At 42.5% G+C, this 24,431-nt stretch carries 24 protein-coding genes; 3 read left to right on the top strand and 21 right to left on the bottom strand.

The window, feature by feature from the left end:
- Positions 1 to 11: 11 nt before the first annotated feature.
- The 3 genes from N6H18_RS12440 to N6H18_RS12430 all read right to left on the bottom strand — a co-directional run bounded on the left by N6H18_RS12440 (position 12) and on the right by N6H18_RS12430 (position 1,920).
- The gene (locus tag N6H18_RS12440) at positions 12 to 1,196 is read right to left on the bottom strand and encodes a hypothetical protein (protein WP_262308599.1); all 1,185 of its coding nucleotides are present in this window, start codon (positions 1,194 to 1,196) and stop codon (positions 12 to 14) included.
- Between the two features lie 180 nt (positions 1,197 to 1,376).
- Entirely contained in the window at positions 1,377 to 1,688 is a 312-nt protein-coding gene (locus N6H18_RS12435; RefSeq protein WP_262308598.1) for a DUF3817 domain-containing protein, read from the bottom strand.
- Between the two features lie 4 nt (positions 1,689 to 1,692).
- Positions 1,693 to 1,920 carry an RNA-binding S4 domain-containing protein gene (locus N6H18_RS12430; protein ID WP_262308597.1) on the bottom strand — a complete coding sequence of 76 codons (228 nt, stop codon included), beginning with the start codon at positions 1,918 to 1,920 and terminating at the stop codon, positions 1,693 to 1,695.
- Between the two features lie 228 nt (positions 1,921 to 2,148).
- On the opposite strand from N6H18_RS12430, the gene N6H18_RS12425 reads away from it, so the two are divergent.
- Positions 2,149 to 2,634, top strand: coding sequence for a hypothetical protein (locus N6H18_RS12425; RefSeq protein WP_262308596.1), 486 nt, complete (start codon positions 2,149 to 2,151; stop codon positions 2,632 to 2,634).
- Positions 2,635 to 2,650: 16 nt separating this feature from the next.
- Here the strand turns inward: N6H18_RS12425 and N6H18_RS12420 are convergent, their stop codons facing one another.
- The 11 genes from N6H18_RS12420 to hsdR all read right to left on the bottom strand — a co-directional run bounded on the left by N6H18_RS12420 (position 2,651) and on the right by hsdR (position 16,578).
- Positions 2,651 to 3,832, bottom strand: coding sequence for an MFS transporter (locus N6H18_RS12420; RefSeq protein WP_262308595.1), 1,182 nt, complete (start codon positions 3,830 to 3,832; stop codon positions 2,651 to 2,653).
- A gap of 117 nt (positions 3,833 to 3,949) precedes the next feature.
- Positions 3,950 to 5,476, bottom strand: coding sequence for a S41 family peptidase (locus tag N6H18_RS12415; protein ID WP_262308594.1), 1,527 nt, complete (start codon positions 5,474 to 5,476; stop codon positions 3,950 to 3,952).
- 309 nt (positions 5,477 to 5,785) lie between these two features.
- Entirely contained in the window at positions 5,786 to 6,043 is a 258-nt protein-coding gene (locus N6H18_RS12410) for a hypothetical protein (protein ID WP_262308593.1), read from the bottom strand.
- A 78-nt stretch (positions 6,044 to 6,121) separates the two neighbouring features.
- On the bottom strand, positions 6,122 to 7,375 hold the full coding sequence (locus N6H18_RS12405) for an MFS transporter (RefSeq protein WP_262308592.1): 1,254 nt from the start codon (positions 7,373 to 7,375) through the stop codon (positions 6,122 to 6,124).
- A 300-nt stretch (positions 7,376 to 7,675) separates the two neighbouring features.
- On the bottom strand, positions 7,676 to 8,200 hold the full coding sequence (locus N6H18_RS12400) for a hypothetical protein (RefSeq protein WP_262308591.1): 525 nt from the start codon (positions 8,198 to 8,200) through the stop codon (positions 7,676 to 7,678).
- Positions 8,201 to 8,431: 231 nt separating this feature from the next.
- Positions 8,432 to 8,989, bottom strand: coding sequence for a C40 family peptidase (locus tag N6H18_RS12395; protein ID WP_262308590.1), 558 nt, complete (start codon positions 8,987 to 8,989; stop codon positions 8,432 to 8,434).
- An 89-nt stretch (positions 8,990 to 9,078) separates the two neighbouring features.
- A complete protein-coding gene (locus tag N6H18_RS12390) occupies positions 9,079 to 9,492 on the bottom strand; it encodes an HU family DNA-binding protein (protein ID WP_073118457.1) in 414 nt (137 codons plus the stop codon).
- Between the two features lie 653 nt (positions 9,493 to 10,145).
- The gene (locus N6H18_RS12385; protein ID WP_262308589.1) at positions 10,146 to 12,494 is read right to left on the bottom strand and encodes a DUF559 domain-containing protein; all 2,349 of its coding nucleotides are present in this window, start codon (positions 12,492 to 12,494) and stop codon (positions 10,146 to 10,148) included.
- Positions 12,495 to 13,934, bottom strand: a complete 1,440-nt coding sequence (locus N6H18_RS12380) for a class I SAM-dependent DNA methyltransferase (RefSeq protein ID WP_262308588.1) — start codon at positions 13,932 to 13,934, stop codon at positions 12,495 to 12,497. It lies immediately after the preceding gene.
- Entirely contained in the window at positions 13,931 to 14,125 is a 195-nt protein-coding gene (locus tag N6H18_RS12375) for a hypothetical protein (protein ID WP_216010323.1), read from the bottom strand. Before N6H18_RS12375 ends, N6H18_RS12380 begins: the two co-directional genes overlap by 4 nt.
- 80 nt (positions 14,126 to 14,205) lie before the next feature.
- Positions 14,206 to 16,578, bottom strand: a complete 2,373-nt coding sequence (gene hsdR, locus N6H18_RS12370; protein ID WP_262308587.1) for an EcoAI/FtnUII family type I restriction enzme subunit R — start codon at positions 16,576 to 16,578, stop codon at positions 14,206 to 14,208.
- A gap of 732 nt (positions 16,579 to 17,310) precedes the next feature.
- On the opposite strand from hsdR, the gene N6H18_RS12365 reads away from it, so the two are divergent.
- Positions 17,311 to 17,604, top strand: coding sequence for a PepSY domain-containing protein (locus tag N6H18_RS12365; RefSeq protein ID WP_262308586.1), 294 nt, complete (start codon positions 17,311 to 17,313; stop codon positions 17,602 to 17,604).
- A 587-nt stretch (positions 17,605 to 18,191) separates the two neighbouring features.
- Here the strand turns inward: N6H18_RS12365 and N6H18_RS12360 are convergent.
- From N6H18_RS12360 to mnmE, 4 genes are all read right to left on the bottom strand, one after another.
- Positions 18,192 to 18,674, bottom strand: coding sequence for a hypothetical protein (locus tag N6H18_RS12360; RefSeq protein ID WP_262308585.1), 483 nt, complete (start codon positions 18,672 to 18,674; stop codon positions 18,192 to 18,194).
- A 102-nt stretch (positions 18,675 to 18,776) separates the two neighbouring features.
- A complete protein-coding gene (locus N6H18_RS12355) occupies positions 18,777 to 19,142 on the bottom strand; it encodes a hypothetical protein (protein WP_262308584.1) in 366 nt (121 codons plus the stop codon).
- A gap of 32 nt (positions 19,143 to 19,174) precedes the next feature.
- On the bottom strand, positions 19,175 to 19,726 hold the full coding sequence (locus N6H18_RS12350; RefSeq protein WP_262308583.1) for a hypothetical protein: 552 nt from the start codon (positions 19,724 to 19,726) through the stop codon (positions 19,175 to 19,177).
- A 29-nt stretch (positions 19,727 to 19,755) separates the two neighbouring features.
- Positions 19,756 to 21,117 (bottom strand): tRNA uridine-5-carboxymethylaminomethyl(34) synthesis GTPase MnmE, encoded by a 1,362-nt coding sequence (gene mnmE / locus N6H18_RS12345; RefSeq protein WP_262311611.1) that lies wholly within the window; start codon positions 21,115 to 21,117, stop codon positions 19,756 to 19,758.
- A 206-nt stretch (positions 21,118 to 21,323) separates the two neighbouring features.
- On the opposite strand from mnmE, the gene N6H18_RS12340 reads away from it, so the two are divergent.
- On the top strand, positions 21,324 to 22,262 hold the full coding sequence (locus N6H18_RS12340) for an FKBP-type peptidyl-prolyl cis-trans isomerase (RefSeq protein ID WP_262308582.1): 939 nt from the start codon (positions 21,324 to 21,326) through the stop codon (positions 22,260 to 22,262).
- A gap of 136 nt (positions 22,263 to 22,398) precedes the next feature.
- Here the strand turns inward: N6H18_RS12340 and N6H18_RS12335 are convergent, their stop codons facing one another.
- The 3 genes from N6H18_RS12335 to mce form a co-directional block, all read right to left on the bottom strand.
- The gene (locus N6H18_RS12335; protein WP_262308581.1) at positions 22,399 to 22,827 is read right to left on the bottom strand and encodes a hypothetical protein; all 429 of its coding nucleotides are present in this window, start codon (positions 22,825 to 22,827) and stop codon (positions 22,399 to 22,401) included.
- Positions 22,828 to 22,912: 85 nt separating this feature from the next.
- Positions 22,913 to 23,947 carry a thiamine-phosphate kinase gene (gene thiL / locus N6H18_RS12330; RefSeq protein ID WP_262308580.1) on the bottom strand — a complete coding sequence of 345 codons (1,035 nt, stop codon included), beginning with the start codon at positions 23,945 to 23,947 and terminating at the stop codon, positions 22,913 to 22,915.
- Entirely contained in the window at positions 23,947 to 24,348 is a 402-nt protein-coding gene (gene mce / locus N6H18_RS12325) for a methylmalonyl-CoA epimerase (protein WP_262308579.1), read from the bottom strand. Before mce ends, thiL begins: the two co-directional genes overlap by 1 nt.
- Positions 24,349 to 24,431: the final 83 nt, after the last annotated feature.

Genomic DNA, 24,431 nt, shown 5'->3' with positions numbered 1-24,431 from the left:
TTACTGGTTGTCTACCTTTTTTTACTGACTACTTTGACTGTTCCGCTTTTGATTCCATGTTTGTCTTCAAACTCCTTTTTGAGATGTAGACAGGTCTGCTTGGTATCTTTCAAATTGGCTGGAGACAGATAAGATACCCATCCTGCAGAAAACTGATCAATGTACTTTTTAAGGCTACCGTACATGATGGTACTGATGTCTTCTCTATAATCTTCGATCTTCTTCTTGATCTCATCCAGATTAATCAAGTCCTTTTCTAAGTTTTGGATATCCTTTTCATGGTGCTTGATGATTCTCTTGAGATTAGTGGTCACTTGTTTTTTGTCCCACTCTCTCAGCATAGAATCAAACAGAATACTCCAAATAATGTAGACTAGAAATCCTAAGAACAAAATGATGTAAAAGGTAGAACTGGCACTCCAGTGTGTAGAACCAAGTCCCATCAATTCTTTGGCACTTTCAGTATTGTTGTGAATGATCAATGCCAACAGGAAGTCGACGGTAAATGTCACAATGATCAACGCGGACAAAAACACATACCTCAGTTTGCTCTTCATCTCCAACAGAATGTGAAATGCCCAACCGAAAGAATAAAATACAAATGGCACCAAGAACAACAAGTAATTGTACTGTATGGCCTCAGCCAACTCGTAGGCTCCTGGCATGATGCTACCTACTCCTGCACCCTCAGAGATACTCTCCGCTATCCCTTCAAAATCTACATAAAGTGCCTTAAATGCTGCGGAAATGTAAAAAAAGAACAAATACACCGACAACATGATCAACAAGAACACATTGACTATGAACTTGAATGGACTGAAGCTTTCTTCCTTGAGTTTTTCGTGATTCTTGGCTTTAATCTCACGGATCTTCAATACCTCACCTCGGTGCTTTTCTATTTCAGCTTCTTTTTCCTTGATTTCGGTTTCGATTTTGGCATTCGTAGCTTGACTGGCCTTTAGTTCCTTTTCCAGTTCTTTGATTTGTTTTACGCGCTCGACTTTTTCCTCATCCGAGAATCCTTTGTAATCAGGCTCTACCAGATCTCCGTTGTAAATGAGCTGAAGGTTGGACACAAAAATATCAGGGTCTCCCATGACTTTTCCTGATTGTTCGTATGCAAAATCGTAGAGTTTGACGCGCTCTTGTTTGGAGGTCACACGTATTTCCTTTGCGGGTGATGTTGATTTGGCCATTATTTCGGGTTTGATTTATATTAATTCTATTCTCAAATAAATTTTAAACATGCCCATGTAGAGCATTTTAATCTATCAAATCGAAATATATGAAAATCCCTAGATAGATTAATATTATTTTTATATTAATCTATCTAGGGATTTATGGATTCATACCAAATGAGGGGCTTTATCCTTTGACTAGGAGCTAGAACCTACATCGCTGGCAGGTTTAAAGATCTTTGCATCTGCGATAAAAGTACCAAATGGAAGCAAGGAGGCTATCAGTGCCAATGCAGCTATTTTGAAGTTCCACTTGTAGATCACAGCATTTTGTAAACAAATCCCGATATACAATATGAACAACCAACCATGAGCCATACCTACCACATAATTGGGCTGTGGGATATCCAGCATATACTTCATCGGCATAGTAATCCCAAACAACAAGTAGCTGATACCTTCTAATATGGCTAAAATCCTAAGCCTACCTATGGACGTCTTGATATTCATACTTTTAGCTTTTAGTACCTGCTTCAACAACAGCCATGTCTTCCCCGTAAGCAACTGTTTCACCCGCACGCACCTTCTTTCTTCGGCGTGTCTCTACCTCTCCATTGACACTGACTTCACCTTCATCGATACGGATTTTGGCCTCACCGCCTGTGATCACCCAGCCTAGGGCTTTGATCAGATTGTTGAGTTCGATATACTCCTCTCCTTCTTTCAGTTTGAATATTTCCATGTTGCTCTTTTGGCAAAGATACATGACTGAGCATATTTTGAGGTCATCAATCCTGTATGACGAAGTAAATTTGAAACAAGAAAAATGGGGTTTTGGATGATTCTTTTTCCTGTGATCAGTGGATTAAAGTTCTTTTGATGATAACTTCGGATTTTTATTTTTTAAACTGGTTTCAAAGGGTTATTCGACCAAAATATCATTCTTACCCATATGAATACAAACATGAAAATGAGGGTTTATCATCGCTATTTGGGGTTCTTCCTAGCGGGAATCATGGCAGTATATGCACTCAGTGGAATCGTACTGATTTTTAGAGACACAGATGCCTTCAACAAAGTGACAGAAGTCAAAAAAGTATTGCCAGAAGGTACGGATGTAAAAGATCTAGGCAAAGCACTAGAAATGAAAAGATTCAATGTAGACAAAATTGAAGACGAGATTGTCTATTTCAAAGGAGGAACCTACGACCAAACAACTAGGACCGCCGTCTATACCAAGAAGGAACTCCCCTACTTGTTAGACAAAATGACCCACATGCACAAAGCGACGAGTAGCAAGCCTTTGGCGTTTCTCAATATCTTTTTTGGCGTCTCGCTATTCTTTTTCGTATTGTCTTCTTTCTGGATGTTTATCCCTGGGACAAGTGTATTCAAAAAAGGACTCTACTTTGCCCTCGCTGGACTTGCTCTTACATTATTGATGCTCTTCATATAAGAAAGAGCCGTTTTGGTTATTGCAGTATGGTTTGCTGAGACGCCAGATTTTTCTTCCGTTTTCTCATCAAAATGATCCCAAATGCGATCAATACGCCGGCAGTTGCCATGGCTGCTCCTACCACATCTGCTGACGTAAATCCATAACCCATAGCGATAGGCAAACCTGCAAAGTATGCACCAGAGGCATTGCCCATATTGAAGGCACTTTGGTTGAGAGAGGAGCCTAGGATTTCGGAACCTTTGGCCGTATTGATCATCACCATCTGAATCGGCGTACCCACCGTAAAAGCCACTACTCCTATCACAAAGGTCATCACCAAAATCAACACTGGATCGTGTGCCACATACACGTTCACAATCAGCAACACTGCCATCGTGGCAAAGCTGATAATCACTGAATGAATAGGTGTAAAATAATCAACCAATTTAGCTCCAACTATATTCCCTATCACCATGCCTATGCCTGCGAGGGTCATAGCATAGCTCACCACATAATCAGGGTGACCTGCTACCTCCGTAATCAACGGAGCAATATAACTGTACCAGCAAAACAGCCCACCTGTACCTATGGTAGTCAGCAAAATTACCGCCCAAAGTTCTGGGTTCTTGAATAACTTGGCATCCTCGGCAAAACCAGCTGTAGAAGCTTTTGGCATCTGTGGCATCCATAGTTTGACACTCGCGAGAGCAACCAACCCCACCACTCCTGTGATCATAAAAGCAATACTCCAATGAAAATGATGCCCTAAATAAGTACCAATCGGCACACCAATCACATTGGCAACTGTCAATCCCCCAAACATGATTGCGATGGCTTGGGCTGATTTGCCAGGTCGACAGATCTGACCTGCGACCACAGCCCCAATCCCAAAGAAAGCACCATGAGGCATGCCTGATAAGAAACGAGCAACCAACAAAGTTTCGTAGCTATTCGCAAAAGAGGAAAGGGTATTGAATACTGCAAACCAACCCATGAGCAACATCAGTACGACATTGGATGGCCAGCGACCTCCTATTGCTGAAAACAATGGTGCACCTATCACCACACCCAATGCATAGGCAGAGATAAAATGTCCCGCCTCAGGAATCGTGACATCCAGCGCCAAAGCCACATCGGGCAAGATACCCATCATCACAAATTCCGTCATCCCAATACCAAAACCACCAATGGCCAACGTCAACAATCCCTTATTCATACATCCGAAAGATTAGTAGCGCAAGATTAGACCATTGTCGTCAAAAGTATAACAGATACTTCTAGTAGGTTTTAGTTGGATCTACCTAAAGGGTACTTGGCGACATGTTTCAAAAGACTATTGTTTCAATGTCCTCCTATGCTCTATCATCACTGCGGTATGGGGCATATTGCCCAAGTGTAGTAGTGAATAAGAACTTGTGGATGAGGATCTAGCTGTAGTACCATCCCCTGTGATGATCGCAATAGCTGTTGCCAAACAGGATTCTTCTGTATCTCCAAAATCTCTGGTCACATCATCGTTAATTTCGAAATCGGGAACCATGCCATCAAAATAATCTCCCTCCTCATCTGAATTTACCGTTTGGAAATTGGGAATGTACATGGTGTAATCATCAATTTCGATCCCGAAAAACCCAACTGGTTTCCCATACGAAGTAGTACCTATCAGTATAACATTGAGGTAAGGCTTGAGGGTATTAATGACCAGCTCACTGGCTGATGCCGTGGCATCAGAGATAATGACATAGACATTTTCTATTGTTTCCAAATCACCTTCTTTGCTGAAAGTAAAAGTATTACCGTCTTCAGAATAGTCCAGATCGTTGTAATTCGCATACCTACCACGATAATCTATGTTGTCACCATTGGCATCTTTGAGCAATTGATTCTCCAAGATGGTCGCGTCACCGCCTTGCATGAGTTCATTGTAGCGCTCGACGTACATATCTCGATTGTTGAGAGAGGATGGGATGATTTGATTGATCAAGTAGTCGGCTGTGGCGATATACCCTCCACCATTGTAGCGAAGATCGATGACTACATCCTTGATATTGGCAGCCGCAAATTCAGCAAATACCTCATCCAACACATCCTGACTATTGCTCAGAGAGCTAAATGTACTGTAGGCCAAATAACCCACTTTTCCAGCGCTGGTTTCTAGCACACTGTCTTTGAATACAGGATTGATGGTGTAGGTAGATCGAACCAAAGTGGTATTCAACACAACACTATCCTGATCCATGACCGTCAACTCAAAGGTATCTCCATCAAAGGCACTGTTGATCCGGGTGATATCTGCGTTTGAATCTGCTCGCACCTCTTCTCCACCTACTGCGATCAATATATCTCCGCGCCGAATCCCGGCCTTGTATGCCGTAGAACCTGTCACCACATAGCGCACACGGATTTCATTGGCCGCTATGGCAGTCAAAGCAAATCCATAGTCATCATCCGTCCCATCCAGATAGGACGACTGTAGTACCGCAAAAGCAGAGGTATTAGATTCATTTTCTTCAATAAAAGAGTACTTGGGGGTGCCGGCATATCCCTGTCTGTACTCATACGGCCTCCCAGTTTCACTATTGATGGCAAACTGGGTAATATCATATAGTTCCTCTTCGAAAATACTCAGATCGTCGGTACTAGCAGCATAGGCGCGTGGAGCAAAATCCTCATACGTAGGCAATTGATCATTCCAAAAGTATATCTCCTTGGCATAGAGAAAAATAGAGTCCAAGGTAAGCTCAGTCCTACTGGGTTCGTAGGTATCCACTTCTACCCCTTCGCTGTAGTCTTTGCAAGCTGTCAATGCTGTTGTAAACAAGTAACACAGCGCAAAGCCCCATTTCAACTGTTTCATCATTTCAATAAATGGTCAAATTTGATATTACAATGCTCAAAACCCATCGTTCGTTGCTTGATCGATGGCATGTTTTGGTCGCTTCGTTTGGATTCAATTAAATCTAAAAACCAGCGTTCGATTCTTAAAGAGGGCTGATCCACAATAAGGCAAAATAAAGTAACTCTGATAAAAAATATAGAAAAAAGACTAATAGGCATATTCATCAAGCTCCGATTAATCGCAAAATTATCAAGTCTATGGATTAGTAGGTTAAAACCAGTCGTATGCAACCAAAACACAAAGCACCTACAAATTACTGAAGGCTGTCCCTTAGACAAAGGTAATTCTGGACTCAGAGTAGAGATCATAGGCCGCCACGAGAGATTCTCTGCCTGTAGAATTGCCATACTGCTCGTAATCCGATATACGGTCACGATGTTCCACCAATAACGGCAAATAATTCCCCTCCAATTCGTCCCAGATGATCAACAAGTAGGCATAGGAGATTTTGCTTAGGCGACCATTTTCCAACCAAGAATTAAAAAGAGATTCGTCAAGTGGCTTGGGGTAATCCGAACTGTCAAACATAAGAATAAAAGTATGGCGCGAAAGTGAACGCTCTCCAATGAAAAATATCTACAATCCTACAAAACTAAGGACTGATAATCAAGGCAAGACCTGAGGCAATTGCTCTATGGCAGTCAATTCCTCCTGGTTTTCCTTCCTGCCAATCAACGCAAACAGCAATACGCTGACCAATGAAAGCAGGGTCATGATGACAAACAAAGTTTCAAAACCCAGCTGATCAGACACTTGCATCCCAAAGTTGTGCCCCACGATGTGAGCCAGAGAAAAAGTCATCGCATAATAGGCCATGTAGCGCCCTTCATTGCCCGCTCCTCCTCGCTGCATCGCGTAATTGTTGCTATAGGGAAAACAAAAAATCTCAGCAAAAGTGGCCAACACCATACCTACCACCAGCACACCTGTCCAGCCTGGGATGAAAAGAAAAACAAAACTCAACATCAAACAAACTGAGCCAATCACCATCACAAGAAAAGGTCTGGTAGATCGCTTGTCTAGTGCATAAATAATCGGCATCTCTACCAAAAAGATCAACAGTCCATTGAGCGATAGTAGCCACCCTACCTCATCTTCGGACAGACCTCTCAGTCCCTTGTAATACACCGGTATCACTGAAAAGTATTGCACAAACAACAGGCAAAACAAAAAAACCGCTCCGAGAAACAACATAAACCGCGCATCGGACAAGATCCTGCGATGAGAATGTCTGGTATCTATTGCCTTCTCCTTGCGCTGGGTTCTCTTCTCCACCAGACCAATCAAAATAATGATTCCTGCGAGGAAACAAGTCACCCCATCTATCCAAAACAAAGATTGATAACTGATGAACACAATGATGAGACCTCCTACGGCAGGTCCCAATGAAAAGCCCAAGTTGATAGCCAAACGAATCAAGGTAATGGCTCGGACGCGATTTTCTGGTCGCGCATAGGCCGCCAACGACACAAACACCGCTGGTCTAAAGATATCACTTGCCATAGCTACAGTGAAGATGCCCAAACTGATCCCCCAGAAGCTCGTCAACTGTCCGAGGATGACAAAGAACACAGCACTAGAGATCAAACTAAAAATCATGCTGCGGTAGGCACCAAACTTGTGCGCCAGTTCACCGCCCAACCAAGCCCCTGCAAAAGACCCTAACCCAAAAGCAGACATAATCCAACCCACATCTTGTAGCGAAAAATTGAGCGCGCTCGTCAGGTAGAGAGAAAGAAAAGGCAACACCATCGCACCCGCACGATTGACCAAGGTAGCCAGTGCCAGCCACCACACCTCTCTGCTAAATCCCCGAAAAGAATTGAGATAATAAGCCAGACTGCTACGTAGTATGTTCATAGCACAAACAAAAGAATAAAGTCATTAGAAACACTACACATAATCCTTCTCCTTCTATGTCAAAACATGACTCAATACAACTCAATGAGATAAGTAAATTATTTCTCTTCAGTCAGTAGTTGATAGACCCCTATGTTGAAAATTTGGAAAGTCATTGACAATAATAGTCCAATTGGTTTCATCAAAAATAACATCATGGAGGTGGATGACTTTATTTCTAAAACTTATGATAATCCTAAAGAACACTATCTTTATGCCCACTCTCCGCTTATCTTTTTTACTTTGCTTCAAGATAGAAAGCTATTCTATAATTTCCAACAATGGATCTGGGTGACTCGATAGACCATCTAGATCTCTGGGCATGGGTTCATAACTCCCCTCTATTGCTCCCTCGTATTCAATACCTGTGATTTTGTCAATCACATAGCGACCAAAAGATTGCTCATTGTCTAGATAGATACGATACACACTTGTATCCTCTTCTATGCACGCGATAAAACCCGGATGAGGTAAACCAAAGACGTTGGTAACGAAATCTATATTGGCCTGCTCCTCACTAGTGGGAATATAGAACCGGTTCATTCCCCATATATCAAATGGTGAGATATGCTGACTGGTCAAATCTACTTCGATATCATAGTGTAAGTTGTCCAATTTCCTATCCAAAGGGATGAATTGGATCATTCGCCTGTATTTCACTACCACCGTATGACTGTTCCTCCACGCTGTGACAACATAGTCACTCAGATCAAAATCAAAGTCGGGGTATCTTAATTCGATTGCTTCATTGGCCAATTGAATCAAAGCATCTTTTTTCAGCTTCATGTGGTCTAATGAGTGGTTATTTATATTTTGTGCCCATACAATGGACTGTACCATCATAAGCAAAAGTGGCAGTAGCATTGTTTTCATAAGTTAGGTGTAAAAATAGATACATTGTCCTCTAATCTACTACGTGTCCTTTTATGATCAAGTTGACAATCAGGAGAAGCACCAGCTCTGCGGCTGTAAAGGAGATGGTGGTTGGATTTAGCTCTATCTCTCGCGACTCTGGTTTTATGGATTAGGAAAAATCCTCGTCCCAAACAAGTAGTGCTCGTTCCAGTAATAGGGATCGTCGATAGGGATCATTTGTACACCTCTGGATGTAGAGGAATGAACCATGTGATCATCCTCCACAACAAATGCAGCATGGGTGACGAGTTTGTTCGTAGGATAAGTTTGCGTAAAAAAGATCACGTCACCGGGCTTTAATTCCTTTTTGTCTAGGATAATCTGACCAAAGCGCGCCAAGTCCTGAGCGCCATGAGGTGCAGTCAGACCCAGGTCTTTCATGGTTCTATATATCAAGCCCGAGCAATCCATCCCCTGATCAGTCGTGCCCCCAAAACGGTAGGGAGTCCCTAGGTAGGTTTTGGCTGTAGAGATGAATTCATCTCTGGTCTGAGACCCACAGTCAAATTTCTTCTCATAGCCCCCTAGCTTGAATTGCTCGATGCGGCGAAGCATGGTCGTATCCGTCAGGTTTTGCGCTATGAGTACGGATAGAGCATCCTGTGCCATGCCGATTTGAAAACAACCCAATAAAAATACAAGGATCAGTATATTTCTCATGTGAGTCATCAATGTACAAAAAAAAGACCATGAACCTACACTTTCAAAGTGTCATTCATGGTCTCTTGTCATTGGTGTATTGCGGGTGCTTATGCAGCGGGTTCCTCATGTTTTCCATTAGACGATTTTTCAAATTTCACATGGTCCAGCCCCTGTTGTAGCAGTGCGCTTGGACGATAGACGATCTTGAATCTACGAATGTTGTTTCTCGTAACTTCATCCGCACTATCGGCAGGCGAGCTGCTGATGGAAGGGTAGAGCGTACCCAACTGACCCAAATCTACTGCACGACCATTGATCAGATGATGGTTTGCTTTACGAAGAAACGCTTCCAATACGGCGATAAAAACACCGGGATGTACAACATTCAACTCTTCGATCTCTGTCAAGAGATCACGAAAATCTACTTTGTCACCTCTATCGATGGCAGCATAATACTTGACGACTCCCCCGCCAACTACTCCTGGATGGCCTTTGGGGACTATTTTGAACTTTACAGTCATAACTTTACTATTTAGATGTTAAAAAAAAATTGAGAATCGCTTAACTAACCCTAGCGCAGTTTGGACAGAGTCCTTCCCTGAGGGAGACCTAGGCAAAAGCCGACAATGCTTGTCTGGAGCTTTGCTAAGTGGGTACTTGCAAAAGGGGTGTTGCTTGGCTGGGTCGCGACAGTGTGGTGCTCGACTTGGCTGGGCATGGGCTGTGAAAAGCGCGGGTATCGAATGGCCTTTTCGATGTATCTATTAGACAATATTTCTATAACAATTTCCGATCCAAAAGCACCACACGAGACGTTAATAAAAGTTAAAAACAAACACCTGTGTTTGACGCTCCAATCACGTGTGTTTGACCGTCCGAACACACGTGATTGATCGACCGAACACGTGTCTTTGAAGCCGCAAACACACGTGATCAAAAAACCCCGCTCAAATGGCCCTAAACGCACTTTTTTGAGAGTGTTTTTTTAATAAAAAAGGTGGACACTAGGGAGAGGCTTGTCCTCCTTGTCGGCATGCCTCTATTGATCCAACCTGCATAATGTAACAGGGTTCGAAAGCGTAGCGCCGCTACGGTGACAAGCACAACAAAGCGACTGGATTGAAACGAGCTAAAACCGGAATAGATTTTCTATTGCATACTACAGACTCAAAACTCATCCCTCAAAAACCTCCCGCAAACAGCTCTGCATGAGCTGCTCCACTTGGGTCGTGCTCTGCTCGATTTCTTGCTCTAACGCATCACACAACCCCATCATGGCATTCACCTTCTCTACAATGGCTTTTTGTTCTTCTTTTGGTGGTAATGCAATTGGAGTACTTCTCATTTGTGTCTTATTAATAGAAGCTAAATTGGTGGTTCGCTTTGCGCAGTCTTCATAGTATCTGCGTGTATTAGGTGAATTGATAAACTCCATTAAGAACCTGTTGAATAAAACGCCTTTAAGATACCCTCTTACTCTAAAAACATGGTTTTGATGTATACAACCTTGTATTTCATCGTTCCAAATTGCACATCTTCCAACTTTGTCGGGATCTCCACCCTCAATCATTAGTAAGTCACCAATCTCTATTTGATATTTCTTATAGTCTATTGATGAGACAGCTATCTCCTTAACAAGGTCTAAATTCAAGAAGCCTCTTTGCACATTGGCGACTCTTAAATATGGGCTTACAATTATTTCTCCCTTAACATTTTTTCCTTTCGCAACTCCCCCTGTAATACTCATCAAATCCCCCAACCTACACCAAACCCACCCTTTAGGCAATGGATAAGGAATCTCCTCATCGGTGATTGGAGGCAAGGGCTTCTCCTTCTTGATCTTCTTATCCCTGATGAGTTGCTCTTTCTCAGTTTTGATCCTTTCGAGTAGAACAGACGCCGGCTCCCAATTCCCCTCCTCCGGAGGGGTGCCCGCAGGGCGGGGTGGTTCTGCAGCACGGACCGACTCACCAGCGCGGGGTGGTTCTGCAGCACGGACCGTCTCTGCAGCATGTGGCGATACCACTGCATCAGCCTCACCCACCACCAAGGCAGGATGCTCCATCAACGCATTCATGGTATAGGCCAGTTTCTTCTTGATGTCTATATCAGGGATGTGAATCACCGTCAGCCCCAACCCCTCCAAATAAGCGTCACGCTTAGCATCGTAGGCTTGCTTGTGATCATGACTGCTACCATCTATCTCTATGACCACTTGGCAGTTGGGACAGTAGAAATCCACGATATAGTTGCCGATGATCTTTTGTCTATCAAAGTCCAGTCCTTTGAACTGCTTGCGTTTGACTTCATTCCAAAACAGCACTTCAGATAAGTTTCCTGCTTTTCTGAGTGCTTTGGCTCTTTCCTTTAGTGCGGGGTTGTATGGAAGGCTAAAGTAGTTTTTGGCGTTTCGTTTGACCACCTTGTCCTGCGAGGACTTATCTGGTGCTGTATGGACCACCCCGCCCTGCGGGCACCCCTCCAAAGGAGGGGAATTGAACACCTCCCCCTCTGGGTACTCCTCCAAGGGAGGGGAATTTTGAAGGCGCCAGTGGTGGGTGAGTTTGCCTTGGACGGCTAGTTGGAGGATGGTTTCTCTTAGTTTTTTGACGGCTGTCTTTTCGGTGAAGAAGGTCTTGAAATGCGCCTGCAAAAACGACCACTCCTTGACCGTATCTCCTGTAGCCAATTGTTGCAAAGCTGAGGTCACAAAGTCTTCTTTGAGCTGTACCCTTGCTTGGGTTTGCTTTTCCAGTGCCTCTACTTCCTCAAACAACTGATTGACTGTCGCAACTATGGCTTTTTGTTCTTCGAATGGTGGTAGCCCTATCAGATAATGAGAGAAATAATCCTTCGGAACTCTTTTTTGACCAGCTGAACCAGTCATTTTATCCTCTCCATTTTTCAAAAACAAAGGGGACTTTACAATGCAATAAACAAACTCCGAATGTACTTCCTCAGTTACTTTTCTAAAAACATGTAATTCCGTGGTTCCTGCACCAAACCCATTTGGTAAGCCTTTAAATACACAAGCCTTACTGTTTTCGAAACAAGGGGTAATCTTTGCAAAAGCAACATCGTTTTCTCTAAAATGTGTAAATGCTTTTTTAACACTTAACCACTCCTTAATCTCAAATTTTGGAACTGAGCTAAATGTTTGACTAATATCTCTCATCGGAACAAAACCGATTTCTAAATTATCAGCTATTGTATTTCTTGGATTAATTAAACCCATACTTCCTAAGCGACTAAAACACCATTTTTGAGGTAAATCAAACGGGATTTCATCTTCTTCAATTTCAGGAAGTGGTTTCTCTTTCTTTATCTTCTTCTCCTTGACTAATTGCGCTTTCTCTTTTTGTATTCTCTCTAGTAAGACAGATGCAGGTTCTACGTTAGGATTCTGCTCACGCCACTGTTTGGTGAGCTTACCTTGTATGGCCAGTTGTAGAATCAAGCCTTTGAGCTCTTGGGCATTTTTGGGATGAACTGTGAGTTCTTTGAAGTGTTTGAGTAGTTGCATTTATTTCAAAGCCTCGGTTAGTACTCGGATGATCTCCTCTTGTATGCTGTTTACCTTCTCAGTAGTCGCGCTGTATTTTTCCAAGATCACTTCAGGTTTGTCCAGGTCATCACTCGCTTGGTGTGGGTTCTTGATGTCTAGGTTGTAGCCTCGGTCTTTGATCTCTTGTGCGGAGACCTTCCATGCATATTGGCTGTACTTTTCGTTTTCACGATCTGTCCACCATGCTTTTTCCAGATCAAACTCTTTGATATGAATCGGTTTTCCTTTGTTGTAGCTCTTGACACCTGTTGGGTATGGGTGCTCGAAGTACCACACGTCTTTGGTGGGTGTTCCCTTCTCGAAGAACAGCACGTTGGTTTTGATACTGGTATAAGGATTGAACACGCCATTGGGCAAGCGCACGATGGTATGGAGATTGCATCGCTCCATCAGCTCTTCCTTGATCCGTGTCTTGACCCCCTCACCAAACAAAGTACCGTCTGGCAAGACCACTGCACAGCGTCCCCCGTCTTTGAGCAAGCGAATGATCAAGGCCAGGAAAAGATCGGCGGTCTCTTTGGTTCTGAACTTCTGTGGAAAGTTGGTCTCTGTACCATCTTCTTCCACGCCACCAAATGGAGGGTTCGTCAAGATGATATCTACCTTGTCTTTGCTGCCCCAATCCGCATAGGGTTTGCTGAGCAAATTGTCCCTACGTACCGCAGGTACATCAAAGCCATGCAGCATCAAATTGGTCGTGCAAAGCAAGTGAGGCAAGGGCTTCTTTTCTATCCCTCGGATGGTTGCTTGTAGGGCTGCTTCATCCTTTTGGTTCTTTACCAGAGACTTCTTGTGATCGATGGCACAAGTCAAAAAGCCTCCAGTACCACAAGCGGGATCAAGTACAGTTTCTTTCAATTGTGGGTCAATGGTATCCACCATAAACTGCGTGACAGCCCTAGGTGTGTAGTATTCGCCCGACGAGCCCGCACTTTGCAGTTCTTTCAGAATGGTCTCGTACAGATCATTGAACAAATGCCGCTCATTGGTACTGTTGAAATCAATCTTGTTGATCTCATTGATTACCTGACGAAACAGTGTTCCGTTCTTCATGTAGTTGTAGGTATCCTCAAATACAGATCGGATGATTTTGGCTTGCGGATTGGAAACAATATCCAATTCCTTCAGCGTTGGGAACAGTTCATTGTTGATGAAGGTCATGAGTTCTTCGCCTGTGAGTCCCTCTTCATCCGCTGCCCAGCTAGACCACTTGAGCGATTCGGGCAAGGGGCTTTCATAGTTGTCAATCGTGATCTCCCACTCCTCCTCCTTGTCAGCAAATATCTTCATGAATAGCATCCAGACCATTTGAGAGATGCGCTGTGCATCTCCATCCACCCCTGTATCCTTCCGCATGATGTCACGGATGCCTTTTATGTTTGTTGTGATTGTGCTCATTTATTCTTCTTCAGCTCCTTTTCCAATTCCTCAATATCCGATAAGTCTGCAATTTTAGCTTCTTCTGTCTTTCTTTTCTTGTCAAACTCGGCATAAAGTTGTTTGACTTTCTCTTCCCGTATGCTTTTGATGTGCTGACCTATGTTTTGTTTAGAGGTGTCAAAAAGTTCCGCCAGTTGATTTTGGTTCATCTAGACTATGCCACCCTTCGTTATCAACGAAACGGCAGTCTTGCCATCAGGCGTGTTAAAAGTAATGATATCGCTCATTCTTATGCACCTGTATTATAAATCTCGCGTTCCAATTCTACCACTGCATCCACAAAATCCTTTTTCTTTCCAAAGGCCCTGACCAATTCTACCGGAGAGCCCAATTTGTTTAAGGGTTTGACTTTCAGGATTGTTCCTTGTTCGATGGACGTGATGCCCTCATCTTCATATTTGGCTAAGAGACTTTCTAAGACCTTTTGGGCCACCGCTCCATACTTGGTGAAGTAATTCCTTTTCCTGACCGCACTGGCTCTTTCCTTACGTGTGAGTGCTGGTTGATCAAAGGCCACATGACAGATGAGATCAAACGCATCCATGTCTTGCCCCACCTCTTCTCTCAATGCCTCTATCAAAACGCCTTGTTCGGCTAGTTCTTTGATCAATTCTTCCTTTTTCTCAGAACTATTCCACCGCTGTATAAAATCATCCAACGAAGCAAATTCATTGTTTACGTTCTTCTTGGTGTAGTCCTTGAGCGATTCAGTGATTAATTTCCCATCCGAACCATAGTACTGAACCCTTTCGTGTGCAATCGAAACAGGAATTTGATTGACGTAATACTTCTTCGGTTCAGATTCATCCCCACCCACTATATCAATACCTACACCACCAGGAGGTGGGTGTGCAGTCGTGTCACCTACTTCATTTTCTATATCTGTCTCTTCCTCTGGAGGCACCACAGGTTCTGTTGGTGACGGTTCATAGATTTGAACAGGATCACCGTCAAAATCTGGATCAGCAAACAGATTGGTTGCTTTCCTAAAATCCATAATGGTAAAGTACACTTTGCCATCTGCTTCTCTGATTCTTGTTCCCCTACCGATGATTTGCTTGAACTCGGTCATAGAGCCAATATTGGCTTCCAGTACGACCAGTTTGACCATTTTGGTATCAATACCCGTAGTAAGCATCTTGGAGGTGGTGGCAATCACTGGAAACCGCTCTTCCACATCTGTAAAATTGTCCAGCTCCCGTTTGCCTACTTCATCGTCACCCGTGATCTTCACTACGAAGTTGGGATGTTTGGCTACCATGTCGGCATTCTCATTGATGAGAGCTTGCCTCATGCGGTTGGCGTGATCTATGTCTATGCAGAAAACAATGGTTTTGGCAAATCGATCTGTAGCTTTTAGATACGCCGTGATTTTCTGAGCGACCAATTGGGTGCGCTCATCGACTGCCAGTTTCCTATCATAGTCTTTGAGGTTGTAAATTCTGTCCTGTATCTCATTGCCATATTTATCCCTCAATCCAGCCGTTGGCCTCCAACCTTCATCGATTGTTGTTGTGATTCTTACCACTTTGTATGGTGCTAGAAAACCATCCTCGATACCTTGCTTGAGTGAATAAGTATAGACAGGTTCACCAAAGTACTCCATGTTAGATACATCCTTGGTTTCCTTGGGAGTAGCAGTCAATCCTATCTGAGTAGCAGACTCAAAATGATCTAAGATTTCACGCCATGCAGAGGCTTCAGAAGCACTGCCTCTGTGACACTCATCTATGACGATCAGATCAAAAAAGTCTTTGCTAAATTCTTTGTATGCATTCTTAGTTTCTTCATTTCCTGTCAACCCCTGATACAAGGCAAAATAGATCTGATAGGACTTATCGATTTTGCGATTCTTAATGATATGCATGATATCGTTCCCAAAGGGTGAAAAGTCCCCGTTCTTGGTTTGCGTCAACAATGCATTTCTATCCGCCAGAAATAGAATTCTTTTCTTGACACCCGCTTTCCAAAGTCTCCAGATGATATTGAATGCCGTATAGGTCTTGCCTGTCCCAGTAGCCATCACCAGGATAACCCTGTCTTGGCCTTTGGCTACAGCCTCCACTGTTCTATTGATGGCGTTTTGCTGATAATAGCGTGGTTTCATGCCACTGTCATCAGGATAGTATTCTTGTTCAACTATCTTTCTTGCCTCAGGTGTCACTATACCCTTATAGGCCAAATACTTTTCCCAAAGTACTGAAGGGGATGGAAACTCCTCCAATGCTATTTCAGATTCCAACTGACCTTCTGATAGCGTCTTGTCATGAAACACAAATGAATCTCCATTGGAAGTAAACACAAAGGGAATTTGTAGTATCTCGGCATATTCCAATGCCTGTTGCATTCCAGAACCTATTGGTTTGTTGTTATCCTTTGCCTCTATGACCGCTATGGGTTCAGCATCTTTGGCATAGAGAATATAATCGGCTCTCTTCTGCTTGCCTCGCGTATGGATTTTACCTTGGACAATGATTCGCCCATCGGTAAAGGACACCTCTTCACGCACTTGACGTTTCATATCCCATCCAGCCTTTTGGATGGCAGGATTAATATACTTGGTGCAAATGTCTCTTTCAGACAGCTTCTTCTTGTCTAACATGGCCTCATTCAGGTTGGTGCTTGAGACTCATCAAAAGACTGCAAGCTTGGACAACAATACAATGTCTGTAAATTGTACAAAAAGGGGCAATAGTTCAAGTGAGTATCTACTTCCCAATACAGAACTTAGAAAATATATTATAAGGAATGGCAATACACTCATAATAAAGACGCTCAATCATCTCCTTATCTGTTTTCAATAGTTGAAGTATGAGCTTATCCTTTTGTTTTGCTGTTAAACTTTCTAAATATGGAGAGATTTGTTCAATAGAGATATCCATGATCATACCCTCAAGTTAGTTTTAAAAACCCGTGGCGCATTAATAAAGGAGGGTAAAAGTTGTGCAAACTACTATAAGACAGTATCACATTGTAGTCATCATGAAACAATGAGCATGCGTAACTCTCTAACAAATTACGACAAACACCTAAACTATCTAATATAGAGCTTGTTGCTATTGAATTGACTTCTCAGCACATGGAGTATGGATAGTGAACATCAACTATTTAAATTGCAATCCATTGGTTTTGACAATCTCATCGATCGCAGTGTTTACAACCCAAGAAAGCGAGGATTAGCACCATTTTCCACACCAACTCTCATAGATGGGCTTATGTCCAACGATTGATTGAGAATTACATTGGCGAGCATTGTGTAAAAAGTTTTATGCGCTAGATGTTGTATTGGGAGTATAAAAAAAGACCCTGAATATACAGTTTCAAAGTGTCATTCATGGCCTCTCATCAATGGTGTACTGCGGATGCTCCCGGCATGTCGACATCCATTGTTGCATTTCCTAGAACGGTATTTACGAGCAAGCATCATTATGCTGTATTTGTCAAAGGTCAGACACCATTGACCGAAAGGCTCGTCAAACCCGCTCTCATCGAGCAAAACTGGCGAGTTGGCCGAATACTTTGGACCGTTTTTGACCTCATCACCATCGTGGTATTGATTAGTGGATTGTATCTGTGGGTGGCCGTAGAAAAGCACAATCAACTCAAATCAAGAGACTTGAGGAGCTAGAAGAAGAAAAATCATTGGAACCTGCAAGTTAAAATTTATGAATTCTGTATTTGTACGTTTTTGGAAGTACCCTATCATTCTTGCCATATTAACAGTTTTCGGGCTGCTAGCAGCCCTCATGGGGACGGGTATTTGGCATGTTTTATCTTGGTTGGCTCTGACGATCCCTACCGTAGTATGTTTAAGGTACGCACTATTCCCTACCAATCGGTAACTAGCTGTTTATTGATTTATTTTAACACATCCGTTATAGTCATGTTCGGTTTTGAATTTTCCCACTAATTGACTCTTCATGCCTACACTGCCTGAATTGATCAATTCAGGTTTTACTCAATTAGTGCAGACATTTGGTCTACATACCAACCATACAAAGAACTAAGATCAATATATGCTTCATTCGACTACTGTTTTTATCTGCTGGGAGGAGTAAAAGCAAACCTCCATGTTCCGCTCCTGATGTTACGGTATCAATCTAGCTGTTTTGTACCACACATTCAAGGAGACTGAGTGTTGTCAGTAGTAATCAACCTTTAACAATAAAAACAAAACCCTGAAATTTAATCTCAGGGTTTGTTCAAAAACATTATCTACTTTTTCAAACAATTATTGATGATCGACTCCCAGTTCTGAATGAGTTGCATCTCACCGTTCATCTGAAGACGCTCGTCTGAATTGTAAAATTCGAACCGACGTTGGCCCAGCTTTTTGTCTTTAAACTCCAGAATCAAGTCCAACTTGTCGATGATTACCTCAGTAGAACCCTTGGCTGGATGTGGGCGCCTGACTGATTGCACATAGCACTTGCCTACTGCACTCAAAGGGACATATTGTTCGTTGGTATAGTCCTGTCTCTTTTTATAAAAAAATACATAATCTTTGACATCTGACATCCCAATGGCAAACTCCAAACCACACTCAACCTCCTGAATGTCACTGTTGCATGACAAGGCGATCGCTTTTAATCCATTGACGAGTTCCCTTTCCTTGTTTACTCTACTTTTATGAATAATGACAAAAATCATTACGCACAGGGCTATGACCACTAACCCAGTGATAGTTGTTAATTCCATAATATAATTTATTTAATGACGATGCGATCGGTTGCTATTAGCAATCGATACTGAAAAACAAAAAGTGAAAACATTGCAAAAACGCAATGCTATATAGAGGGATTACCAAAAGAAATGAAAAGGATAAAGCAGAACCGCTTTGTTATGCTCCACACATATATAAAGCATATCGACCATGAGTCTAGAAAACAGACTTTTGAATCGAAAAGCATGTGCCACGAGAATACCCCAGAGATGAGTTTCGTTACCATCTGTCAAACGATATGAAGGAGCGGTTTGTGCAGAAGTAATATACTCTACAGGAACAGTATGAGTGAAATGAATCTCTCCATAAGACACATACCTGTGTTGCCCGTATTCATTGGGAACCAAAAAATCTTGGTACTGATGAGAATACATCGATACCATTGCTATAGCATACATCGCCAGCAGTACAGCAATAGTTGGTATATTCTTAATATTCTTCAATTCCGAAATGATGTAATTAAAACGTAGATTAATTAAGATGGGGTTGCTGATTTTCTAGAAAAAACATTGGCATGGACAACAAAGCTTACTATGACCAATAGCAACCCAATCAGGTTGGTAATAGTGATGAAATAACCCACAAACAACACCAACATACCAGTCAATAACTTTCGCTCTGTATAATTGACCAGTTCCATAGCAGAGAGACTATTGATGTTTCTTGAATATTTGTAAAGTTCTTTGTCAATATCCAGTTGTGCGATCACTATCCAAACTATTGAAATCTTTAAAATCAATAGTCCCATGGTGTTGATGACTGGATGATGAAACATATCCAATGGCATAAACAAGAAATAAAAGTCTGGTGCTACAGCGTAAATTACTGTCATGACACCAAATACAGAGAAGATTAGCCAATACCAGCCACTAATTCGCTTAAGTCTGTTATACCGTGCTATTTCTTCTATGTTTTTGGCTTCTACTTTTATAGAAATCAACTTCCTGAACTGAGCCCAAAAGACCATCATCCAAGTCGTGACCACCATAAAGGCGAGTAAAAACATTTGTAATGAGGGGTCTGTCATAGATTATTTAATTTAAGTGAAACATATAATTACTTTCCGATACAAAACTTGCTAAATATATTATCTAGCAAATCATCAGTCGATATCTCTCCTGTGATCTCACCTAGGTAGTAGAGCGAGTGTCGGATGTCCTGAGCAAGAAAATCATTGGTGATCTGGTTGTCGATCCCGCGCACTACATCGTGCAGTGCGTTTTGGGTATTGATGAGCGACTGGTGGTGGCGAGCGTTTGTCACGACGACATTGCCCGTCTTGAAGTTTGACATTTGGCTCTTGGCAAATATCATATTTTTGAGTTCTATGACTCCTACCTCCTGCTTAGCAGCTATAGATATGTAATGTTCGTTTTCTAATAGCTCTGTAGGTTCTGACTCCACTTTGTCCCGCTTGTTACCGACAAGGATGTAAGGCTTACCCTTCTCGATGAGCTTTTGTTCTTGATCCAAGATGATATCCAGTCCTTCGGTCGAAAGATCAAAAAGATACATGATCAAAGATGCCTCTGTCATTTTTTGTTCTGCACGGGCCACGCCTATAGCTTCGATTTGATCGGTGGTCTCTCTGAGTCCCGCCGTATCGATGAAGCGGAACTTCACTCCTCCAATGTTGATCTCGTCCTCGATGGTATCTCGTGTCGTACCGGCGATATCCGATACGATGGCTTTTTCCTCTTCGAGTAGCGCATTGAGCAAGGTAGATTTGCCTGCATTGGGCTTCCCTACGATCACCACAGGCACCCCATTTTTGATCACATTGCCAAGTTGGAAACTATCGATCAGCTTGACCAATACTTGATCAATCCCTTTGATCAGTTCTTTGAGCTCCTCTCTGCTGGCAAACTCCACATCCTCTTCAGAGAAATCCAGTTCGAGCTCGATCATGGAGGCGAAATGCACCAGTTTTTCACGCAGGGCTTTGATTTCTTTGGAGATGCCACCACGCATCTGGTTGAGAGCTGCCGCGTGAGAAGATTCATTTTCGGAGGCGATCAAATCAGCTACTGCTTCGGCTTGTGCTAGGTCAAAGCGACCGTTGAGGTATGCTCGCTGTGTAAACTCACCTGGCATGGCCAGCCTTGCTCCTTGTTTGATCATCAGTTGCAGGATGCGGTTGATGATATACTGTGAGCCATGACATGAAATTTCGACACTGTCTTCCTTGGTGAAGGAGTTTGGGTTTTTGAACAAGGAAATCAACACTTCATCGACGATTTCATCACCATCCTTGATGTTCCCAAAATGGATTGTATGCGTTTTTTGAGTCAACAAATCTTTGCCATCAAAACAGGTCGCAGCTATCCTGATGCTCTCGGTTCCAGAAAGTCTAATTACTGCTATCGCTCCAACTCCCGGCGCTGTAGCCAGCGCCACTATCGTATCATTCATGTGCATGGTCGCAAAGATATAGTGCAGACCTGAAACCAAAGAGGCATGTTGTGCAGAACTACTTATCATACATCAGGAATATATTTATGACTAACTACTCCACTATCCATGAGCAACAGATTTGTCAAAATACAGACAATTCCTTACCAACCATTTACCATTCTGTCGTGTCTTTAGGAGCAGAAAACACACAATATAAAATGACAATTACTATGCAAAAAAGAAAAATGATAGCAGGGATTATGGTAGTACTTGCTATGGTAACATTTGGATGTATCGAAGAATCCGACTTTGAAAAACAACAGAAACAAAGTGACAAAGAAATCAGTAACTATCTCAAAGAAAACAACATCAACGCAGAAAAATCAGCCTACGGGTTGTACTACGAGGTATTGACAACCAATACCAGTGGCGCAACACCCAAATCAGGTGATGTAATGTTGGTGAGGTACCACATCAAAACGTTGGATGGTGACAGTCTGGAAAGTATATTAGATGATACAGTTAGTTTTAAATTCAACTGGAACTCCATCATCCCAGAGGGTATCAACTACGGTATCAGTGTCATGAAAGTAGGCGAAAAGATAAGGTTTTATCTACCATCCTATACTGCCTACAACGGCTTCTCGCCAGAGGATAGGGCGTTTGCACCATACAGCAACTTCATTGTAGAGATGGAGCTCGTTGATGCGCAATCAGAGAGCGATGTGTTCGAAAATGAAATTGAGCAGATTCAGGCATACATCTCAGATCAAAATCTCGACGATGTGATTCCCTCCTCTTCGGGTCTCTATTTCAAAACCTTAGAAGCAGGAGATGGAGATACTCCCGATACCTACAGTCAGGTAACGCTCAATTTCAAGCGCAGATACCTAGATGGGACATTGATCCAGGAGACCACAGCGGGCAAACCTCTGGTTGTAAACATGGGAAGTGATCAGTTGGTAGAAGGTTTTCACCAGGGAGTAATGAAAATGAAAAAAGGTGAAAAGGCATTGCTTATTATGCCTTCGGATATCGCATTTGGCAGCAGTGTTCAAGTCATACCAAGCAACTTGCGTGAGGAACTTTTCGATTTGGGGTATATCACTACCAATGTACGACCCTACTCACCAGTACTCTATGAGGTAGAGTTGTTGGATATCAAGTAGCTTCGGACGCTACTACAAACTTGATTGATATAAGATGTAAAGCATCTCCAACTGTAGAGAACTAATTCAGATTTAATCCCACCTAGCTGCGGGATTAAATCTGAATTAGTTCTCTGTTCGTAACAAAAATTGTAGGTTATTTACTCTTGAGCCATTCTATGGCACTCGGCAAGGATTGAAAATAAGTCACATTTGAGATTTTTCTTCCTTTGAGACTCTTGTGTATATCGTCCACGGAGAATTTGGCAAACACATCATCAGGAAACACAGTGGCTGAATACATAATCCCCGACTGAATCATCTCTCTGGTAAATGCTCCAGATATATATTCCTGCGACTCATCGTCCAACACTTCAATTTCACGCGCATCATACAACACCTTCTTGGCTCCTTCCAAAACCACCGCATCCAATATACGCACACTGACTGCCTTGATCTCATCAAATGTACAAAAGCCTGACCAACGGCTCATAAGAATGCCATCTTCAGTATCCCATAAAACCTTTACATAAGGTTTATCCAAATAGACTTTAATCTTGTTAGAAGAAATGGAAGCTGCGCTCATAAAAGTTAATAATTCTCGACTCAAAATTAATTCTTAATCCAGAAATAAAACACAGTATATACACATAAAAGAATACGAGCTTTTCCTAAAAATGCTTCCACCCTTGTGCAGTGAGAGGCACAGTCTTTCCAGTTTTGGTGATCAGCTTATGCCCACTTTCCTTTTTGTCAACAAAACCAATTGTGGTGACATCAGGCAGATTCTTAATTTTGTCAAAATCCGATTGACTGATTGTAAACAAAAGCTCGTAATCTTCCCCTCCATTGAGCGCACAGGTCACTGGATCCAGATTAAACTCTACCGCAGTCCTGTATGTCAATTCATCAAATGGCAACTTGTCTTCATAGATGGTGATACCTACGTCAGATTGCTTGGCGATATGAAATAGTTCAGATGCCAGACCATCCGACACATCTATCATCGAGGTTGGTATCACTCCCGCATCAGCCAACTCGTATATCACATCCATTCTAGCAGCAGGTTTCAATTGTCGTTTCACCAGGTATTCATACTCCGATATATCAGGTTGCATATCAGGATTGACTTTAAACACTTCCTTTTCTCTCTCCAACACCTGTAGACCCATGAGTGCACCGCCAAAATCACCCGTCACACAGATAATATCATTGACTTCCGCATTCTTGCGATAGGTCACTTTCTCTTTTGCAGCCTCTCCAATGACCGTCACAGAGACAATCAATCCTCTTGGCGAAGAAGTCGTATCTCCTCCGATCAAATCTACAGCATAATCTTCACAGGCAAATTTGACTCCTCTATAAAAGGACTCCACAGCCTCCACTGAAAACCGGTTACTCAATCCCAACCCTATGGTGATTTGCTTAGGGATACCATTCATCGCTGCGATATCCGATACATTGACTGCCACAGCTTTGTAGCCCAAATGCTCCAATGGCATATATGAAAGGTCAAAATGAACCCCTTCGACCAACATGTCAGTTGACACCAGTTTGACATGCTCACCTGCATCTATGACCGCAGCGTCATCGCCAATCCCAATGAGTGTACTAGTATTGACTGTTTTGAATGATTCAGCGATACGATCGATCAATCCAAACTCTCCTATTTCTCCTATTTCGGTTCTTTTCTCTTCTTGTGACATTACTCTTTGATTTCTTGACATAATTCTACCAAAACTCCGTTGGTAGTCTTGGGGTGCAGAAAACACACGATTTTATGGTCAGCACCTAGTTTAGGCTGCTCTTGTACAAATTCAAAACCTTCGGATTTAAGCCGAGCGATCTCCTGTTCGATATCCTCCACCTCAAAGGCCAAATGGTGAATTCCCTCTCCTCGCTTTTCTATGAATTTGGAGACTGCACTCTTTGGATCACTAGCTTGTAGTAGCTCTATCTTTGACGCTCCTAGCTGAAAAAAAGATGTTTCGACACCTTCTGACTCTACACATTCAAATTTATACGCAGCTTGCCCAAACAACTTTTCAAACAACTCATTGGAGGAAGAAAGATTTTTGACTGCAATACCGATGTGCTCTAATTTCATACGAATGGAGGAATTATTATTTATAATAATTCTATTTAAATCCTTACTTTTGCAAAGAGAGTGAAACTTTTTATCAAGCTAAA

Origin of the sequence: Reichenbachiella agarivorans (assembly GCF_025502585.1) — a bacterium.
In the GTDB taxonomy this organism is placed as follows: domain Bacteria; phylum Bacteroidota; class Bacteroidia; order Cytophagales; family Cyclobacteriaceae; genus Reichenbachiella; species Reichenbachiella agarivorans.
Note: the sequence above shows the minus strand (reverse complement) of the source record. Positions and strands in the feature narration are given on the sequence as shown.

Excerpts from the sequence above, each read along its gene's own strand:
- mce (WP_262308579.1), bottom strand. The coding sequence starts at position 24,348 with ATGAAATTAGAGCACATCGGTATTGCAGTCAAAAATCTTTCTTCCTCC.
- N6H18_RS12390 (WP_073118457.1), bottom strand. The coding sequence starts at position 9,492 with ATGACTGTAAAGTTCAAAATAGTCCCCAAAGGCCATCCAGGAGTAGTT.
- N6H18_RS12440 (WP_262308599.1), bottom strand. The coding sequence starts at position 1,196 with ATGGCCAAATCAACATCACCCGCAAAGGAAATACGTGTGACCTCCAAA.
- N6H18_RS12420 (WP_262308595.1), bottom strand. The coding sequence starts at position 3,832 with ATGAATAAGGGATTGTTGACGTTGGCCATTGGTGGTTTTGGTATTGGG.
- thiL (WP_262308580.1), bottom strand. The coding sequence starts at position 23,947 with ATGTCACAAGAAGAGAAAAGAACCGAAATAGGAGAAATAGGAGAGTTT.
- mnmE (WP_262311611.1), bottom strand. The coding sequence starts at position 21,117 with ATGCACATGAATGATACGATAGTGGCGCTGGCTACAGCGCCGGGAGTT.
- hsdR (WP_262308587.1), bottom strand. The coding sequence starts at position 16,578 with ATGTTAGACAAGAAGAAGCTGTCTGAAAGAGACATTTGCACCAAGTAT.
- N6H18_RS12415 (WP_262308594.1), bottom strand. The coding sequence starts at position 5,476 with ATGATGAAACAGTTGAAATGGGGCTTTGCGCTGTGTTACTTGTTTACA.
- N6H18_RS12410 (WP_262308593.1), bottom strand. The coding sequence starts at position 6,043 with ATGTTTGACAGTTCGGATTACCCCAAGCCACTTGACGAATCTCTTTTT.
- N6H18_RS12385 (WP_262308589.1), bottom strand. The coding sequence starts at position 12,494 with ATGCAACTACTCAAACACTTCAAAGAACTCACAGTTCATCCCAAAAAT.
- N6H18_RS12405 (WP_262308592.1), bottom strand. The coding sequence starts at position 7,375 with ATGAACATACTACGTAGCAGTCTGGCTTATTATCTCAATTCTTTTCGG.
- N6H18_RS12425 (WP_262308596.1), top strand. The coding sequence starts at position 2,149 with ATGAGGGTTTATCATCGCTATTTGGGGTTCTTCCTAGCGGGAATCATG.
- N6H18_RS12335 (WP_262308581.1), bottom strand. The coding sequence starts at position 22,827 with ATGAGCGCAGCTTCCATTTCTTCTAACAAGATTAAAGTCTATTTGGAT.
- N6H18_RS12395 (WP_262308590.1), bottom strand. The coding sequence starts at position 8,989 with ATGAGAAATATACTGATCCTTGTATTTTTATTGGGTTGTTTTCAAATC.
- N6H18_RS12360 (WP_262308585.1), bottom strand. The coding sequence starts at position 18,674 with ATGGAATTAACAACTATCACTGGGTTAGTGGTCATAGCCCTGTGCGTA.
- N6H18_RS12435 (WP_262308598.1), bottom strand. The coding sequence starts at position 1,688 with ATGAATATCAAGACGTCCATAGGTAGGCTTAGGATTTTAGCCATATTA.
- N6H18_RS12365 (WP_262308586.1), top strand. The coding sequence starts at position 17,311 with ATGGCCTCTCATCAATGGTGTACTGCGGATGCTCCCGGCATGTCGACA.
- N6H18_RS12430 (WP_262308597.1), bottom strand. The coding sequence starts at position 1,920 with ATGGAAATATTCAAACTGAAAGAAGGAGAGGAGTATATCGAACTCAAC.
- N6H18_RS12350 (WP_262308583.1), bottom strand. The coding sequence starts at position 19,726 with ATGACAGACCCCTCATTACAAATGTTTTTACTCGCCTTTATGGTGGTC.
- N6H18_RS12400 (WP_262308591.1), bottom strand. The coding sequence starts at position 8,200 with ATGAAGCTGAAAAAAGATGCTTTGATTCAATTGGCCAATGAAGCAATC.
- N6H18_RS12340 (WP_262308582.1), top strand. The coding sequence starts at position 21,324 with ATGCAAAAAAGAAAAATGATAGCAGGGATTATGGTAGTACTTGCTATG.
- N6H18_RS12375 (WP_216010323.1), bottom strand. The coding sequence starts at position 14,125 with ATGAACCAAAATCAACTGGCGGAACTTTTTGACACCTCTAAACAAAAC.
- N6H18_RS12380 (WP_262308588.1), bottom strand. The coding sequence starts at position 13,934 with ATGAGCACAATCACAACAAACATAAAAGGCATCCGTGACATCATGCGG.